Here is a 15,557-nt window from a genome sequence, read left to right as displayed (position 1 = left end):
GAACCACTTTGGAAGATCTCAGGCCGTTTGACTTTAGCCTGCCGCCACCCTGGGTGGCCACGCCAGCGCGAAATCTTCGCGGAAGAAGCTCAGGTTCGGGTTGTAGGCCGGGTCGTGTGGGAGTAGGTGTTGCCAGCGTTGTTGCATCAACTCGACCTCGCTGGCAAAGCGGGCTCGCTTTTCTGGGGTGGTTTCTTCGCCCCGGCTTGCTGACTCGTGGTGGTACAGCTCGGCAAAGGGTGTCCATAGATTGCGGTAGCCGGCGGCTTGCAGCTTCAGGCAGAAATCGACGTCGTTAAATGCTACCGACAAGGCCTCATCCATGCCGCCAACCTGTTGGTACAGGGCTTTGCGTACCACCAGGCACGCAGCGGTGACCGCCGAGTAATTCTGGCTGACGATGGCGCGGCCAGCGTAGCCGGGCAGGCCGCGTGGCAGTTTGCGGTGGGCATGGCCGGCGACCCCTCCTACCAGCAATACCCCGCCATGCTGCAAGGTCTCGTCAGGGAACCACAGCCGTGCACCGACTGCGCCGATGCCCGGTCGCATGGCCTGGCTGACCATTTCTGCGAGCCAGTCCTCGTTGATGACTTCGATGTCGTTGTTAAGCAAACAGAGCACTTCGCCACGGGCTTGGGCAACGGCAAGGTTGTTGAGGGCCGGGAAGTTGAACGGCCGATCGTCCCGCAGTACGCGGAAGTTGGGGCGACGGGCCAGGCTATCGAGGTAGTCGCGCGTAGCGGCCTCGTCGCTGCCGTTGTCTACAATCAGCACTTCGAAGTAGGGGTAGCGGGTGCGGGCCAGGCTGTTGATGCACTGGCGCAGCAAGGCATGCTGGTTGCGGGTCGGGATGATCAGGCTGACCAGCGGCGGTGAGTCGGGCAGGGTGTAGCGAACCCGTTGCAGCGAAGGCGCCAAGGGCAGTGGCTCTACGCTGGCGGCTATCGACTGCCTTGCCAGATGGTCAGCAATGGCCCGGCGGGCTGCGTCGTAACTATAGGGCTTGGCATCGCCGCCACTGGCCATGCTCTGGGCCAGTATCCGCCAGTGATAGAGCACACGCGGAATGTGGCGGATGCTGTGGGCCGGCACTTGCTCGATGCAACGCAAAGCCAGATCGTAGTCCTGCGAGCCTTCGTAACCCTCTCGGAAGCCACCCACCTGCCGGATCAGTTCGCTACGGTAGCAACCCATATGAGAGAACAGGTTTTGCGCCAGAAACAGGTCGTAATTCCAGTCCGGCTTGAAGTAGGCGTCTTTTCGTTGACCGTCTTCGTCGATCTTGTCCTCGTCCGAGTAGACCAGCTGGGCGTCTGGGTGTGCGCTGATTTCTGTCACCAGCCAGGCCAGGGCATCGACAGCCAGCTCGTCATCATGGTCGAACAGGACGGTCCATTCGCCCCGCACCAGCTCCAGCGCGCTATTGCTGGCGGCCGAGATATGGCCGTTTTCCGGCCGATAAACCACTTCGATGCGACGGTCACGGCTTGCGTATTCCTGCAGGACGGGCTTGACCCAGCTAGCGGTCGAGGCGTCGTCGGCCACGCAGAGCTGCCAGTGGCCATAGCTTTGTGCCAGCACCGAATCCAGTGCCCGTCTCAGCCATTGCTCGGGTGGGTTGTAAACCGGCATCAGCAGCGAGATCAGCGGGCCGCTGGTGGGTACCTGCGGGCAGCGTTCAAGCTGGCCGTATTGGCGTAGCCAGATCGCGTAATCCTGATCGCTGGTCTGGTGATACCCAGTGGCGAGATAGCGGCGGGCCAGGGTGGTGAAGTGGCGCACCGGGCCGGGGGCCGGCAGGCGGCATTCCAGTTTGCAGTCGATGGGGGCCTGGATGGTCCAGCGTGGCTCCAGCGTGGATTGCCACTTGGCCAGAAAGCGGTCGGCATAGTGCTGCCATTTTTCGTCGTAGGCGCCGTATGACTGGTGCAGCATCAGCAGGTCATTGGCGACGGCCACCCGCAGCCCGGCCTGTGCGGCGCTGAAGCTGAAGTCAACGTCGTAAAGGTGGAAGCCATCAAAGGTGGCTTCATCGAAACGCACCCGTTCGAAGACGCTGCGCCGGCAGGCGATGAAGAAGCCGTCGAGTGCTTCGATGTTTTCAGCGGGATTGCTGTCGGCACCGAAGACGCAGACCAGATAGTCGGCATCCTGCGGTCGTTTGTGAACCACCGTTCCGTGCAGATGCGGGAAGCCCGCCGCCGCCCAGGCCGGGCCGACCAGATGACTGGTGCCTGCTACGCCGATGATGTCGTATTGGGCCAGATGCCGCAGCAGGCGCGGGGCGAAGTCCGCATCGAAAATTTCCACGTCGTCATGGCTGAAAATCAGCAGTTCGCCACGGCTTTGGGCGAAGCCACGGTTGTAGCCCTCGCATAGGGATCGGGCATCGTGAATGCCAATAATTTCATGGTCGAAGCCAGCCAGTGCTTGCTGATATTGGGCGCTGACGGCCGCAAAGCGGTCGGGGTTGATGCTGCAGATCACCACCGACAGGCTGGGTGCCTTGCCGGTCCAGTTGATCAACGCGGCTTCAGGGGCCTGTGCCGCCTGCCGACTCAGTTGCGCGGCAATGCCGACGATCGCCTGGCGGAGCGGCAAATAGCCCGGCTGACTGCGCAAGGCGGCGTGCAGGGTGTCGAGTGCGGCGACCAGTTCCCCTTGGGCGGCCAAGGCTTCGGCTCTGGCCTCCATCAGGTTATGGCGAGAGGCGAGGCTGGCGGGGGCGGTATCGAGTGCGGCAAGGGCCTCGCTGGCGCGACCTAGCCGTATCAGGGCCTTGGCTTCAATTTCGTAAGCCAGTGCTTGTTCCGGGTCGAGGGCTCGGGCTCGGCGCGCGCAATCTAGCGCGGCGTTTTGCTCACCGGTGTCGAGCAGGCACAGTGCCAGATTGGCCTGGCTGTCGCTGAGGCTGGCATCGTTGGCCAGGACCGCCTGCAAATACGGAATCGCATCAGCCGGCTGCCCCTTCTGTTGCAAGGCACTGGCCATATTGTTGAGCGCCTGCAGATAGCCGGGTTTGATCTGCAAGGCGTGTTGGTAGTGGGCAATCGCTTCATCTGGGCGATTCAGGGCCAGCAGCACGGTACCCAGATTGTTGTGTGCGATGGCGTGTTGCGGATTGCGGTCAATCGCAGTCAGAAACGATTCTGCCGCCAGCTCGTACTCGCCCAGCATGCGGTGGGCTTCGCCCAGATTGCAGTAGTAGTCCGCCGCCCCCGGTTGCTGACGGATGGCGCGCAGGATCAGCTCGATGGCTGTGCGATGCTTGCCAACCTGGTGGTAGATCAACCCCAGCAGGTGCAGCGAGTCGGCATGATTGGGGGCCACGGCCAGAATCTGCCGATATATCGTCTCGGCTTCGGCCAGATGGCCTTGCTGGTGCTGCTGCAAGGCATGGCGAAAGGCATCCTGCAGTGAAACGGTCGTTTGGTCTGCGTTTTGGGTCATTGTTGAAACAGAAACGTGAGGTTTGTTCGATGGTTGGGCGCCATAAGAGAGTCTGCCGGACAGGATGGTTCCGCCGCAGCCTTTCAAAGCCAAAGTGGCTACTTTACCTGTAAATCCGACCTTTTATCGCACTGCAGCATGCGCGCCAAGCGCCAAATTGAAATGGTGCGCGGTACACTCGGCAGCCTTGCTTTGCTTGATGGGTACGATGTCTTCACTGCCTCGAGTAGCCCCCCGTCAGACCAGCCGGCAGCTGGCCTGGTATTTCGTAATCGGCCTGGCCCAGTTCGCAGGGGATGCCGCGCTGCTTTATTCAATGCTGCGCTGGGGCGTGGCGGTCGAGGTCGCCAATGTGGCGAGCCGTGCCAGTGCAGGGATGGCCGGATTCTGGCTCAATCGCTGGATCACCTTCGGCAGCACGGCCGAGCCCTGGTGGCCGTCCTTTCTGCGATTTGGCGCCTTGTGGCTGGCGATGACCATGCTCTCATCCGGCTTGTTATCGGCTGCAGCCTGGCTATTGGGGCGTGATGCGGACCATGCCGGGCTGCTGACGATGGCCAAACTGCTGATTGAGCTGGCCTTGTTTGTGCTGGCGTTTCTGGTGTCGAAACTATGGGTGTATCGGAATGCTAAATAGCGACTTGCCGCGCGTAGGCGTGGTGATTCCCTGCTTTCGGGTGGCGCGGCAGATTCTGGGGGTGATAGCGGGCCTGGGACCGGAAGTCACCCACATCTACGTGGTCGATGATGCCTGCCCTGAGGCAACGGCCGATCTGGTCACCGCTCAGTGTACCGACCAGCGGGTACGGGTACTCCGGCATACCCAGAATCAGGGCGTAGGCGCGGCGGTGGTGTCAGGCTACCGGGCGGCACTCGCAGACGATTGCGATTGTGTCGTCAAAATCGACGGCGACGGCCAGATGGACCCGGCGCTGATCCCCGCCTTTATCGCGCCCATCCTGGCTGGCGAAGCCGATTACACCAAGGGCAATCGCTTTTTCCAGCTCGAAGATCTGGCGGCCATGCCGCGTATCCGCTTGCTGGGCAATGCCGTGCTGTCGTTTTTCTCCAAATTTTCCAGCGGCTACTATCGGCTGTTCGACCCTACCAACGGCTACACCGCAATCGGCCTGACCGCCTTACAGCTGCTACCCCTCGATAAACTCGCCAGACGCTACTTTTTCGAGTCAGACCTGCTGTTCCGGCTCGGCACCATTGGTGCGGTGGTGCGGGATATTCCCATGCGGGCGATTTACGGCGATGAGGTGTCCGGGCTGAAGGTCGGGCGCATCCTGCTACCCTTTTTGCTCGGACATAGCCGGAATCTGGCCAAGCGCATCGGCTACAACTACTTTCTGCGTGATTTTTCGGTGGCATCGCTGGAGCTGCTGTTATCGCTGCCGCTGCTCCTATTCGGCCTGTGGCAGGGGGTGAGTGGCTGGCTGCATTCGATGCAGACTGGCCAGCTTGCCAGCAGCGGCACGGTCATGCTGGCTGCGCTGCCCATTATTCTGGGTACCCAGCTGCTGCTGTCCTTCCTTAATTACGATTTTCAGAACAGCCCGCGCATCCCGCTGGGGCCGCGTAGCCGCAACAGAACCTACAACAGAACCTAGGACCGCCACAGCAGCCCTTGCAGCCAGCGCCGTAACGGTAATTCGGCGTGATGGTGGATCAGCCAGGCTAACGCCAGCACAAGGGCGCTGCAGCTGCTGACCAGCAGCCAGGATGGCCAGGCCGGATAGAGCCGGTTGAACAGCATGTAGCCGATGTGCTGGTGGATCAGGTAGAGCGGATAGGTGAGGGCGCCCCAGATGGCCCAGCGTGGCTGGCGCCAGGCCGTGGTGCGGTGCCGGGCCAGCAGCCAGAATCCGCCAAAGAAGACGGCGATCAGGCTGGTCACGACCAGTGGTTCAAAGCGGACGGCATACCGTTCGCTCAGATAGGCGGCATCACGCAGGGCGTGGGCCGAAGCCAGCACCCAACTGGCGACAAACAGCCCTTGCCGTAGCGGGCTGGTGCCAAGCGAATAGCGGCGGTAGGCCACGCAGCCGCCAACGAAATACGGTGCGTAGTTGAAAAGTGCTTTGAAGCCGGCGTTGCCGAAGGGGAACAGGTCGATCAGGCAGGCCAGGGCCAGCCATAAAATCAGCCAGAGTTCGATCTGCCCCAGCTGTCGCAGGGCAATGGCTGCTGCAATGGCGGCGTAGAAGACGATTTCGACGTACAGAGACCAGTAACTGCCATCGACCAGCGGCCGCCCGATAAAGCCGGCCAATAGCGCCATATTGGCGAAATAATCCCCGAGCGTGGGGGTAAAGCGGGCGTCGCTCAACAGCCAGGCGGTGGCGGCTGTCAGGCTGCAGGCCAGCCACAATGCCGGGAATAGTCGTAATGCGCGGGCTTTGACGAATTCCGTCGCGTTACGCCCTTCTGCCGAGAGCAGGATGACAAAGCCGCTGATCAGGAAGAACAGCTCGACCCCAAGATAGCCGTAACGCGCTACCAGACCGAGTGTGGGGGTGGGCATCCGGCAAAGGTCATCGGCGATATAGCCGCGAAAACCATAGTGAAACAGCAGGACTGCTGCGGCCGCCAGCAGCCGCAGCAGGTCAAGCTCGTACAGGCGCGTCAGGCGCCAGTGTTCTGGCCGTTCCGGCGCCATTCTGTCAAGCCGATGACCGCCAGTACCAATACCGCTGGAATGGTCGGCAGGCGATAGCGGAAGTCATAGTCCACCACCTGCAGCGCATGAAACAGCGCCAGCCCCAGACACCAGGCACTCAAAATGACGACCGCCCGCCAGCGTTGGGCCGACATCACCTGCCGGATCGAGAAGGCCCGCCAGACGGCAAAACCCGCCAGCAGATAGAGCGGTAGCAGGGTGATCCAGTTGATGGCTTTATGGGCAAAGCTGAATTCCGGCGCGCTCGGCGACCAGAAATACAGGAATTTACGCAGGGTCATGCCCAGGTAACCCAGCCAGCTTTCCGGAGGGGTCACATAGGTGGAGGGGCGATCGTGAACGATAATGCCGCGCTGGTACATCTCGGCCAGCTGGCTCACCCAGCCGCGTCCTCCGTCAAATGGCCAGCGCGAAGGATCGGCGACAATGCAGGCATGCAACCCTGTCAGGACGAGTGCCAAGGCGGCCAATCCGGCCACCAGCGCCCAGAGTTTGAGCGGTCGTTGGGTCGGCTCGGCCTTGGCCAGATGCCCTGCCGCGATGGCGACGGCCACCAGCGGCAGCAGTACGATGGCCGGGGGGCGATAAGCCAGTAGAACAGCACCCAGAGGTAAAAGCGGCCACCATTGGCGAGACCCGAGCAGGATGACCAGCCACAGCGTCAGCAAGGCGACAAAGCTGACATCCGACAGGGCGTAATTGGCCCAGAACGAGTATTCGTGAACCCCGGCCATGGCCAGCAAGCCCAAGGCGATGCCCCAGTTCGGGCATTCAAGTGCTTTGAGCAGCCGTACCAGCAGCCAGGTAGTCAGGCCCAGTGCCAGCACATTGCCGATGACGACCCCCAGACTCCAGGCGTTGCCGAACAGCAGCTTGTGTACCGCGACATACGCCACCCAAAGCGCATAGTTGTAAGGCACTACCGGGAAGTTCAGCTTGGCGAACGCGGCTTTGAAGTTGAAATGGTCGGCGATCAGCTGGTCTGCCCAGAGCGAATAGGTCTGGGAGTCCGGCGACAGCTTCACCCCCTGACGCCACAGGGCAAAGCAGACAATGGCCACCAGTGGTAACAGGGCCAGCCAGAGCGGAATGCGGGGGAAGCGGCCGTGCGGGAACATCAGTCTTCCTTCTTGTGGATTCGGTGCGACGAGGAGCGATTGCTATCGTGGTGGTAGCGGATCATCAACCAACGCGGGGAGCGGAAACGTACGAGCCGGCGATACAGCCAGGTGTAGCTGGCCACAAACAGCAGGGTGAACAGCAAAAGCCAATGCGGGCGGTTCCAGAAGGCGACAGCCGGAATCACGGTGAGCGAGCTGAGTACCCACAGATAAGGCGAGGTCATGGCGTTGCGCCAGACCTTGTCATTGGCTTGCCGGCTACCGACTGCCCAGCGTACCAGCCGTTTGTAGATCATCTGGTGCATATGCACGGCGTCGGGCATGCCCGGTGAGCCGTTACGCAGCAAGACACGGCGGTAAATCGAGAACAGCGTTTCGAAAATCGGGTAGAACACCAGCAGGAAGGGAAACCACGCGGAAACCTCGGGGTGGCGTACCACCAGCAGGACTGAAATCTCACCGATCAGAAAGCCAATCAGATAAGCACCGCCGTCGCCCAGAAAAATCAGGCCGCGTGGGTAATTCCACACCAGAAAGCCCAGAATGGCGCCGGCCGCCGCAAGGCAGATGGTCCAGAGCATGGCGTCGCCAACCTGATACGACACATAGCCAAGGGCCATGAAAATATTGACGGTTACCACACCTGCCAAGCCGTTATAGCCATCAATGATATTGATGGCATTGGCCACCCCGGCCACGGCAAAGACCGTGAACACCAATGCTACCGGCCACAGCCGCAATGCCGTGTCGATGATCGGGATATCCACCCGGCTGATTCCGGCATTGAGTAGCCAGAATCCGCCCGCGGCAGCCAGCATGGTCAGGCCCAGCCGGGTCAGCACGCCAACGCGCTTGGTCAGATCTTCGACCAACCCGCCCATGAAGGCGGGTATCGAAGCCATCAGCAGCAGCCAGAACTGACGTGAGATTTCCGGCCGTAACACCGACACCAGCCCCCCGACCGCCAGAATGCCGACCATTACCGCGACACCGCCCACCCTGGGGACGGGATGGGGGTGAAATTTTTGCACGCCGTCCAGATCGTGATCGGCCGTCAAATGGCCATGCAGATGGTTGTAGCGCAGGATCAGCAAGGCCGCGACCACCGATACAACGAAGGCGAGAAGAAATGTTTGCACGCAAGAACTTCCGTGTTGTTTTTATCGTTTTGCCAGGTACCAGTCGGCCGCCACTGCCATGCCCTCCTCAATACGATGGCTCGGAACATAACCCAGCAAGAGCGAGATCTTGGTGATGTCGGCCTGCGAGTGGCGCACATCGCCTGCGCGGAAGTCACGGTAGATCGGGTCGGGCAACGTCTGGCCGGGCTGGTGGCGGGCAACCTGTTCCCGGATCTGTGCATAAAGCTGGTTCAGCGTGGTACGGTCACCTACGGCCACGTTATAGACCTGATTGATGGCGGCAGCATGGTCGGTGCAGGCGGCCAGCAGATTGGCCTGGACCACGTTTGCCACAAAGCAGAAATCCCGACTGGTTTCACCATCGCCGTTGATCTGTACCGGCTCGCCAGCGGCCAGACTGGCAAACCAGCGCGGAATCACTGCGGCGTAAGCACCATTCGGGTCTTGGCGTGGACCAAAGACATTGAAATAACGCAGGCCGATGGTCGGGAGGCCATAGCAACGGCCAAACACATCGGCATACAACTCGTTGACATACTTGGTGACCGCATAAGGCGACAGCGGTTTGCCAATCTGGTCTTCGATCTTCGGCAGACCAGGGTGGTCGCCGTAGGTACTGCTGGAGGCGGCATACACAAAGCGACGAACGCCAGCATCGCGGGCAGCCAGTAACAGGTTCAGAAAGCCGTTGATATTGGCATCGTGCGTGGCCAGCGGGTTTTCCAGCGAACGCGGTACGCTACCCAGCGCGGCCTGATGCAGGACGTAATCGACACCCGCTACTGCCTGCCGGCAGGCAGCCAGATCGCAGATGTCAGCCTGGATCAGCTGAAAGCGGCTGGCGGCATCGGGGCCAACACTGGTGAGAACATCATCCAGATTCGACTGGTAGCCCGTGGCAAAGTTATCCAGCCCGACAACCTGCTGGCCATGTGTCAGCAGGGTCTCGACCAGGTGCGAGCCAATGAAGCCGGCCGCGCCGGTCACCAGCCAGCGCCGGGGGTGCGCTGGCAGGGTCGTCAGTAATTGAGCATAAGCAGACATCTTGCCCCCTCGCTCACAGACGCCAGACGCGGAAGCCGTGTTCGCGCAGGCTGGCCGGGTTGAACAGTGCCTTGACGTCGATCAGGACCGGTGCCTCGCCGCACAGCTCGCGCAAGGTCAGCAGGTCTTTCTGGCGATATTCGTCGTGGGCAACCGCTACCAGCAAGGCCGCTGCCGGCTTCAGCTGGTCGAATGCGGTCAGCGTGATGCCATATTCGTGTTCGGCTTCCTGCGGGTCGGCCAAGGGATCGTGTACCTGCACCTCCACCCCATAATCGCGCAGCTCGGCAACGATATCGGCGACCTTGGAGTTGCGCAGATCGGGGCAGTTTTCCTTGAAGGTCAGGCCCAGCACAGTGACCCGCGCCCCCAGAATGCCATGCCCGGCGTGGATCATCTGTTTGATCGTCTGCTCGGCAATATGTCGGCTCATGCTGTCGTTGATGCGACGCCCCGCCAGAATCACCTGCGGGATATAACCAAGCTTCTCGGCTTTGTGCGTCAGGTAGTAAGGGTCCACGCCAATGCAATGGCCACCGACCAGACCGGGCCGGAAAGGCAGGAAGTTCCATTTGGTGCCGGCTGCAGCCAGGACTTCGTTGGTGTCAATGCCCATGCGGTTGAAGATCAGCGCCAGTTCGTTCATCAGCGCGATGTTCAGGTCGCGCTGGGTGTTTTCGATGACTTTGGCGGCTTCCGCAACCTTGATCGAGCTGGCCTTGAAAACGCCGGCCTCCACGACCGAACCATAAACCGCCGCCACAATATCGAGCGTGGCCGGATCTTGTCCCGACACCACTTTGCGGATCTTGGTAAAGGTATGTTCCTTGTCGCCAGGATTGATCCGCTCCGGGCTGTAGCCCACGGTGAAGTCGCGGCCGCAGGTCAGGCCGGACATGGCCTCCAGAATCGGCACGCAGTCTTCTTCGGTGGCGCCGGGGTAGACCGTTGATTCGAACACCACGATATCCCCGTGCTTGAGGGCCTTGCCGACGGTTTCGGAGGCTTTCTTCATGGGGGTCAGATCAGGCTGGTTGGCGTCATCAACCGGTGTGGGCACTGCCACGATATGAAAATCCGCCTGCCGCAGGACTTCGAGAGAGTCGGTGTAGACGATGTCGGCGCTGCGTAATTCTTCCGGACTGACTTCGCCAGTCCGCTCGATACCGGCGCCCAGCTCGGCCAGTCTTTCCTGATTGATGTCGAAACCGATGGTTCGGGCTTTGCGGCCAAAGGCCACGGCGACCGGCAGGCCGACATAGCCCAGGCCGATCACGGCAATTTTTCGTGTATGAGACATGGCAAGGTTTTTCGTGTGAACGTATTGGATGCTGGCGCAATCAGGAAGATGAGGGAAACTTGCTGGCAACGGTTTCGCCGGCTCCCCGACCGTTGACGGCGGTATGGATGGCCTGCAGATAAGCCTGGACCACGCTAGCCTGATCGAAGGTCTGCTCGATTTTCTGCCGTCCAGCCAGGCCCATAGCATACCGCGCCGCCATCGGCAGTTGAATGAAGCGCTCGATGGCGGTGGCCAGCGACTGGTGGTTGCGGGCCTCGCACAAATAGCCGTTGACCTCGTGCTCGACCACTTCGCGGCAGCCGGTGACATCGGTGGCAATCAAAGGGCGGGTCATGGCGGCGGCTTCGAGCAAGGTGCGTGGCGTGCCTTCGCGGTAGGACGGCAGGACCACGCAATCTGCGGCGGCAATGAAGGGCCGTACGTCATCGGTCGAGCCCAGATAATCGACGATACCTTCCGCTTGCCAGCCGTCGATTTCGTCGCGGCTGATGGCCGTGCGATTGGCAACGCCGACAAACCCCAGCATCTGAAAGCGGGCCTGCGGGTAGCGGGCTTTGATTTCGCGGGCAGCGTTGACGTATTCGACCACCCCCTTGTCGCGCAGCATGCGGGCAATCAGCAGGAACACCGGTGCTTCGCCATTGGGTAGCGGCGTTGGTTTGAAGCGTTTGAGATCGACTCCGCTGCCGGCCACCAGCCCGGTCTGGCGCACGGTGACCAAACCGTGCTTGAGGAACAGGCTGCGGTCTTCATCGTTCTGGAACAGCACGGTCGAGGCGCGACGCAGGGCCGGCCGGTACAGATTGCAGACCAGCTTGGTCAGCCAGTTCTGGCGGATGAAGGCGGTACCCAGACCGGTGACGGTCGCCACCGTGGCCACTTTGCGCCAGCGGGCCGCCAAGCCGCCCCAAATGACGGGTTTGATGGTGAACGGCAGGTAAACCTGCGGCTGATAGCGCTGCATCAAACCTGCCAGATGCCAGCAGGTCCGGCCATCCGCGAGCGGATTGAGGCCTTTGCTGTCGATGGGCAGGGGCTCGAATTCGGCGCCCAGTGCCTGCAGCGCTGCACTGTGCTCGTCGTGCGGGGCTACCGTAATCACGCGCCAGCCTTGGGCCAGCAGTGCCTGGATCAATCCGCGCCGGAAATTGTGCAGATACCAGGATGAGTTGGAACAAACCAGGGCTGTCGGCCCCGAAGGGCCGGTGCTTCGATGTGTGTCCTGCATGAGGAAAAACGGATCTCCGAAAGAATGAAAACCTGATGCGCTGGGGTGGTTTTGCCGCTCAAGCCGCTGCGGCGGGCGTGGCGGGCGGGGGCTGCCGCCGTGCCAGGTACATCCCGAGGTAACCCGCCAGCCCGATTGTCATGATCAGCAATTCCATAGGGTAGCGCAGCCGGTACAAGGTGCCGACGTTGACGATGGTCAGACCATACGTCAGCAACAGCGGCAAGGCCACCAGTAAGGGCACGCAGAATTCACGGCGACGCCACCAGCGCTTTGCGGCGGGGATTATCCCCCCTAGCGCCACATACACCAGCAGCATCTCCAGGCCGCCGATCCGGCGCTCCAGAGTACCGCTGGCATGGCTGCCCTGGCTGAACCAGAGCGACGGGAAGGGTGACAATAGTGCCAGCTGCATGGCCCTTGGAATATAGGAAAGCACATCTTCGGCCGACTCGAACTTCACCTCTGCATCAATATTGCTGCCCCCCTTGGTAGTACGGAAGCCATCACGCGTCTTGGCCAGGGTGTAAAACACCCCATCCAGCTTGGGCGGCAGCCAGGTGCTCGGTTGCCAGTCGCGGATTTCGACCTTCGGGACTACCGGAACAGGGGGAGGCGCCGGTGTGGGGATGGGGGGGGCTGTCTGGGCCACAGGGGCTGGTGCGGGGGGTGTGGCGGGAGGCGGCTCCGGTGCGGGTTTGGGCGCAGGCGCTACAACCGAGGCAACCTGCAAGGCTGCCTGCTTCTTCGCGGCTTCCGCTGCGGCCAGTCGAGCCTTCTCGGCCTTGATCTCGGCGAGTCTGGCTTGCGCCCCGGCGGGATCGACGTTGTTATCGATGCGCTTGAGTTGATTACACGGCAGCCAGACCAAGGCTGACAGCAGGATAGGCAAGAGCGCCTGCCGGGCAAAGTCGCTCGGATGTCGAATACCGGTGCGCAAGCGCAGGCTGGCATTGATGACGGCGACAACGAAGACAATCAATCCTGCCGCTTCCAGCACCTGCAGCAGATACGGCCGCATCATCCAGACGGCCAGCAAACCCAGCCAGGATAAAGGCAGGCCAATCAGGGTGTCGGCAAGGCTATGGCGGGTCTGGCTGACCCGGATCGCCGCCCAGCAGACTGACAATAAGCCAAACAGCACGAACGCATCTTTGTGTGGCTGGGCATAGATGGTGGCGGCGGAGGGCAGCAACAGGCAGGGCAAAGTGGCCAGTGCGGCGGCAGCCGGGTTGCCAAGCAGGCTGCGCGCAAACAGGAACAGGATGGTGACCGAGATGGCGTACAACAGGCAGTACAGCGGCAGGACAGTCCAGGGTTCGGCTGTGAACAGGGTGTAAAAGATCGCCATGATGCCGGCAACGGCCTGGCCTTCAGGCCGGAGTTCCCAAGTTCCCCAGCCGTGTTCCGAAATCCGTTCGCTGACGGTGCTGGCGAGCTGGTGAAAATACACCCAGTCTCGATTGGCCAGCAGGCCGTGGCCAGCATGCCAGGCCGGAAGCAGGTGCGGCAGAACTACCAGCTGGACCAACAGGCCAACCAGCAGGGTATAGATGAAGGCGATGAGCCCAACGCGCAGGGGCGTCAGGGCATTGGCGGCAGCGATGAGCCTTTGCCAAGGGGTGTCTGGGCGCCGGCCTGGCAAGACCCCTGGGGCTGCGATATTCATTTTTCCTCTCCTCGAAGTACAAATTGATGCGCCTGGGTGCGCTTATTAAGTTGTTTAGTACTTCTTCTGCAATCATGTAATAACCAGTCGGGCCGAATCACCTGTTTTCCGGTGTTTTTTTGGCAAACTGGCCCGGATGGGCACTGAAAATGTCGCCTATGGGCGATCTTGGCGCGGTCGGCGGGCTACAAAAGCTGCTCGACCTGCGCCTTCAGATGGGCCTTGTAGGGTTTGCAGTTGATGGCCACCTCGTTTCTGAGCTGATCTGCTTTGTCCTGCAGCAGTCTTTGCAATTTGGTGATGACGGGTTCCCCGGCATAAGCACACCACCAGACCGGATGGGTCACCAGCTGCAATGCCCGGCCTTGGTCAATGGCCTCATGCTCAAGCGGGTGGCCAAAGCGCCAGCGCCCCTCGCTGTCCGAGCAATAGCCGATATCCGAGAAAAAGCGCGGATCATAACCGTGCAGGCGCCCGGCAAAGCGTCCAGGCATCCCCTGCAGCGCGGGGGCGGGGCGGTGAAAGGTAATGGTATCAACAGCACGGCCAAGGATGCTCTGCAGCATCTGGCATTCCTGCTCGGCGGCGGATTCGAGCACGGTGCGCTCCGGGGCATAGAGCGAGGCATCGAAGTGCAGCCCGACTTCGTGGCCCAGCGCACCCAGCTGCTGGATGATGCGGCTGCCCCGGTCTGAAAACAGGTTATACATCTCGGTCCGCAGCAATACGTAGTAGCTGGCGCGCACCCCGATGCGGGCCTCAAATTCGGCCATCTGCAACGCACGTTCGAGGTCCATATCGACGTCGTGCCGCAGGATCAGCTGTGGTTGATCGGGCACGACTTCTGCATAGCGGGCCACGCTGTAGCCCTTGGCAAACAGTGCGGCGAGCAGCTGGCCGTAGCCGGGAAGGGTGAAATCGTTGGCGGGCATGGTGGCTTTTACTCCTGCAGCAGCTTTTTCTGAGCGGTCATCAAGGCTTTGGCTTCTGCTAGCGGGCGTGCCGGGTTGCCGATAACGGTTTCCTTATCCATCACGGTTTTGGTGACGATGGCGCCGAGTCCGCACATGGCATCGGTGCCGATCGAGATGCCATTCATGATGACGACGCTGGGGGCAATCCAGGCCCGGTCGCCAATCCGCACGCTGCCGCCAATCATGCTCTGGGCAATGACCACGGCGTCTTCCCCGATGTCGCAGTTGTGGGCGATATGCACCTGGTTGTCGATCTTCGCTCCCCGCCGGATCAGCGTATTGCCGAGCGTGCCTTTATCGACGCTGGTATTGGAGCCGATTTCCACGTCGTCTTCGATGATAACGCCGCCCAGATGGATGAATTTCTCCATGTGGCCATCAGCCGTTCGTTCGTAGCCGAATCCATCCGCGCCAATGGCGGTGCCGGCATGGATGGTGACGTTGTTACCCACCTGCGTGTTGTCATACAGCGTCACATTGGCGTGGATTTCCGTGCCGGCTCCAACCGTACAACGGCCGATCACCGCATGTGGGCCGATATAGGCGGTCGGGTCGATCACGGCCTCGGGGTCGATGACGGCGGTGGGATGGATGCCCTGCCGGCGCGGCGGGCTGAACAGGGCGCTGACGATTTTTACGAACGCCTTGCGTGGATCACGGGTTTCAATGACGGTGGCCGTAGCAGCGAGCGGGTTGGCTCCGACTTCTAACTGTCCGCACAGGATGACGGCTGCCGAGGAGGCGATGACACGTGCCTGTCCTGCAGGGCCGGCAAGTTTGCAGAAGGTGATGGCATCCGGACCTGCCACATCGAGTCGCTCAGCCCGCAGGAAGGTGGCATCCGTGCGGCCATGCACGGCGTGTACCGCATCGCCGAGAAGCGCAATGACCTGGCTTGCCGTAAAGGGCGGCAGATGGCTGGCTGGCATGGACGGTGTCC

General features: G+C 61.2%; 12 protein-coding genes. 2 read left to right on the top strand and 10 right to left on the bottom strand.

Annotation, left to right across the window (positions count from 1 at the left end):
* Window positions 1–33: 33 nt before the first annotated feature.
* Window positions 34–3,450 carry a glycosyltransferase gene (locus PZA18_RS02435; protein WP_284099192.1) on the bottom strand — a complete coding sequence of 1,139 codons (3,417 nt, stop codon included), beginning with the start codon at window positions 3,448–3,450 and terminating at the stop codon, window positions 34–36.
* A gap of 208 nt (window positions 3,451–3,658) precedes the next feature.
* Here PZA18_RS02435 and PZA18_RS02430 point away from each other — a divergent pair, with 208 nt between their 5' ends.
* Window positions 3,659–4,087, top strand: coding sequence for a GtrA family protein (locus PZA18_RS02430; protein WP_284099191.1), 429 nt, complete (start codon window positions 3,659–3,661; stop codon window positions 4,085–4,087).
* Window positions 4,077–5,066: a glycosyltransferase family 2 protein gene (locus PZA18_RS02425; RefSeq protein WP_284099190.1), complete on the top strand. Its 990-nt coding sequence runs from the start codon at window positions 4,077–4,079 to the stop codon at window positions 5,064–5,066. The genes PZA18_RS02430 and PZA18_RS02425 overlap by 11 nt, the downstream gene beginning before the upstream one ends.
* Here PZA18_RS02425 and PZA18_RS02420 read toward each other — a convergent pair.
* The 9 genes from PZA18_RS02420 to PZA18_RS02380 all read right to left on the bottom strand — a co-directional run bounded on the left by PZA18_RS02420 (window position 5,063) and on the right by PZA18_RS02380 (window position 15,546).
* Window positions 5,063–6,115 (bottom strand): acyltransferase family protein, encoded by a 1,053-nt coding sequence (locus tag PZA18_RS02420; protein ID WP_284099189.1) that lies wholly within the window; start codon window positions 6,113–6,115, stop codon window positions 5,063–5,065. The two genes, PZA18_RS02425 and PZA18_RS02420, sit on opposite strands and share 4 nt — an antisense overlap.
* On the bottom strand, window positions 6,082–7,254 hold the full coding sequence (locus PZA18_RS02415; RefSeq protein WP_284099188.1) for a hypothetical protein: 1,173 nt from the start codon (window positions 7,252–7,254) through the stop codon (window positions 6,082–6,084). Before PZA18_RS02415 ends, PZA18_RS02420 begins: the two co-directional genes overlap by 34 nt.
* Window positions 7,254–8,396: an MraY family glycosyltransferase gene (locus PZA18_RS02410; RefSeq protein ID WP_284099187.1), complete on the bottom strand. Its 1,143-nt coding sequence runs from the start codon at window positions 8,394–8,396 to the stop codon at window positions 7,254–7,256. Before PZA18_RS02410 ends, PZA18_RS02415 begins: the two co-directional genes overlap by 1 nt.
* Before the next feature lie 21 nt (window positions 8,397–8,417).
* A complete protein-coding gene (locus PZA18_RS02405) occupies window positions 8,418–9,443 on the bottom strand; it encodes an SDR family oxidoreductase (RefSeq protein WP_284099186.1) in 1,026 nt (341 codons plus the stop codon).
* A 13-nt stretch (window positions 9,444–9,456) separates the two neighbouring features.
* Window positions 9,457–10,743 (bottom strand): nucleotide sugar dehydrogenase, encoded by a 1,287-nt coding sequence (locus PZA18_RS02400; protein ID WP_284099185.1) that lies wholly within the window; start codon window positions 10,741–10,743, stop codon window positions 9,457–9,459.
* 40 nt (window positions 10,744–10,783) lie between these two features.
* The gene (locus tag PZA18_RS02395; RefSeq protein WP_284099184.1) at window positions 10,784–11,974 is read right to left on the bottom strand and encodes a glycosyltransferase family 4 protein; all 1,191 of its coding nucleotides are present in this window, start codon (window positions 11,972–11,974) and stop codon (window positions 10,784–10,786) included.
* 58 nt (window positions 11,975–12,032) lie between these two features.
* Window positions 12,033–13,643, bottom strand: a complete 1,611-nt coding sequence (locus tag PZA18_RS02390; protein ID WP_284099183.1) for a hypothetical protein — start codon at window positions 13,641–13,643, stop codon at window positions 12,033–12,035.
* Between the two features lie 185 nt (window positions 13,644–13,828).
* Entirely contained in the window at window positions 13,829–14,575 is a 747-nt protein-coding gene (locus PZA18_RS02385; protein ID WP_284099182.1) for a polysaccharide deacetylase family protein, read from the bottom strand.
* A gap of 8 nt (window positions 14,576–14,583) precedes the next feature.
* Complete coding sequence (locus PZA18_RS02380; protein ID WP_284099181.1) at window positions 14,584–15,546, bottom strand: UDP-3-O-(3-hydroxymyristoyl)glucosamine N-acyltransferase; 963 nt, start codon at window positions 15,544–15,546, stop codon at window positions 14,584–14,586.
* Window positions 15,547–15,557 lie beyond the last annotated feature (11 nt).

The sequence above is a fragment of the Parachitinimonas caeni genome, from assembly GCF_030129945.1.
In the GTDB taxonomy this organism is placed as follows: Bacteria; Pseudomonadota; Gammaproteobacteria; order Burkholderiales; family Chitinimonadaceae; genus Parachitinimonas; species Parachitinimonas caeni.
The sequence above is the reverse complement of the archived record's forward strand: the minus strand, read 5'-3'. Positions and strand labels throughout refer to the sequence as shown.

What these genes read in the sequence shown, in the direction of transcription:
- PZA18_RS02435 (WP_284099192.1), bottom strand. Translation starts at nt 3,450, where the DNA reads ATGACCCAAAACGCAGACCAAACGACCGTTTCACTGCAGGATGCCTTT.
- PZA18_RS02430 (WP_284099191.1), top strand. Translation starts at nt 3,659, where the DNA reads ATGTCTTCACTGCCTCGAGTAGCCCCCCGTCAGACCAGCCGGCAGCTG.
- PZA18_RS02425 (WP_284099190.1), top strand. Translation starts at nt 4,077, where the DNA reads ATGCTAAATAGCGACTTGCCGCGCGTAGGCGTGGTGATTCCCTGCTTT.
- PZA18_RS02420 (WP_284099189.1), bottom strand. Translation starts at nt 6,115, where the DNA reads ATGGCGCCGGAACGGCCAGAACACTGGCGCCTGACGCGCCTGTACGAG.
- PZA18_RS02415 (WP_284099188.1), bottom strand. Translation starts at nt 7,254, where the DNA reads ATGTTCCCGCACGGCCGCTTCCCCCGCATTCCGCTCTGGCTGGCCCTG.
- PZA18_RS02405 (WP_284099186.1), bottom strand. Translation starts at nt 9,443, where the DNA reads ATGTCTGCTTATGCTCAATTACTGACGACCCTGCCAGCGCACCCCCGG.
- PZA18_RS02400 (WP_284099185.1), bottom strand. Translation starts at nt 10,743, where the DNA reads ATGTCTCATACACGAAAAATTGCCGTGATCGGCCTGGGCTATGTCGGC.
- PZA18_RS02395 (WP_284099184.1), bottom strand. Translation starts at nt 11,974, where the DNA reads ATGCAGGACACACATCGAAGCACCGGCCCTTCGGGGCCGACAGCCCTG.
- PZA18_RS02390 (WP_284099183.1), bottom strand. Translation starts at nt 13,643, where the DNA reads ATGAATATCGCAGCCCCAGGGGTCTTGCCAGGCCGGCGCCCAGACACC.
- PZA18_RS02385 (WP_284099182.1), bottom strand. Translation starts at nt 14,575, where the DNA reads ATGCCCGCCAACGATTTCACCCTTCCCGGCTACGGCCAGCTGCTCGCC.
- PZA18_RS02380 (WP_284099181.1), bottom strand. Translation starts at nt 15,546, where the DNA reads ATGCCAGCCAGCCATCTGCCGCCCTTTACGGCAAGCCAGGTCATTGCG.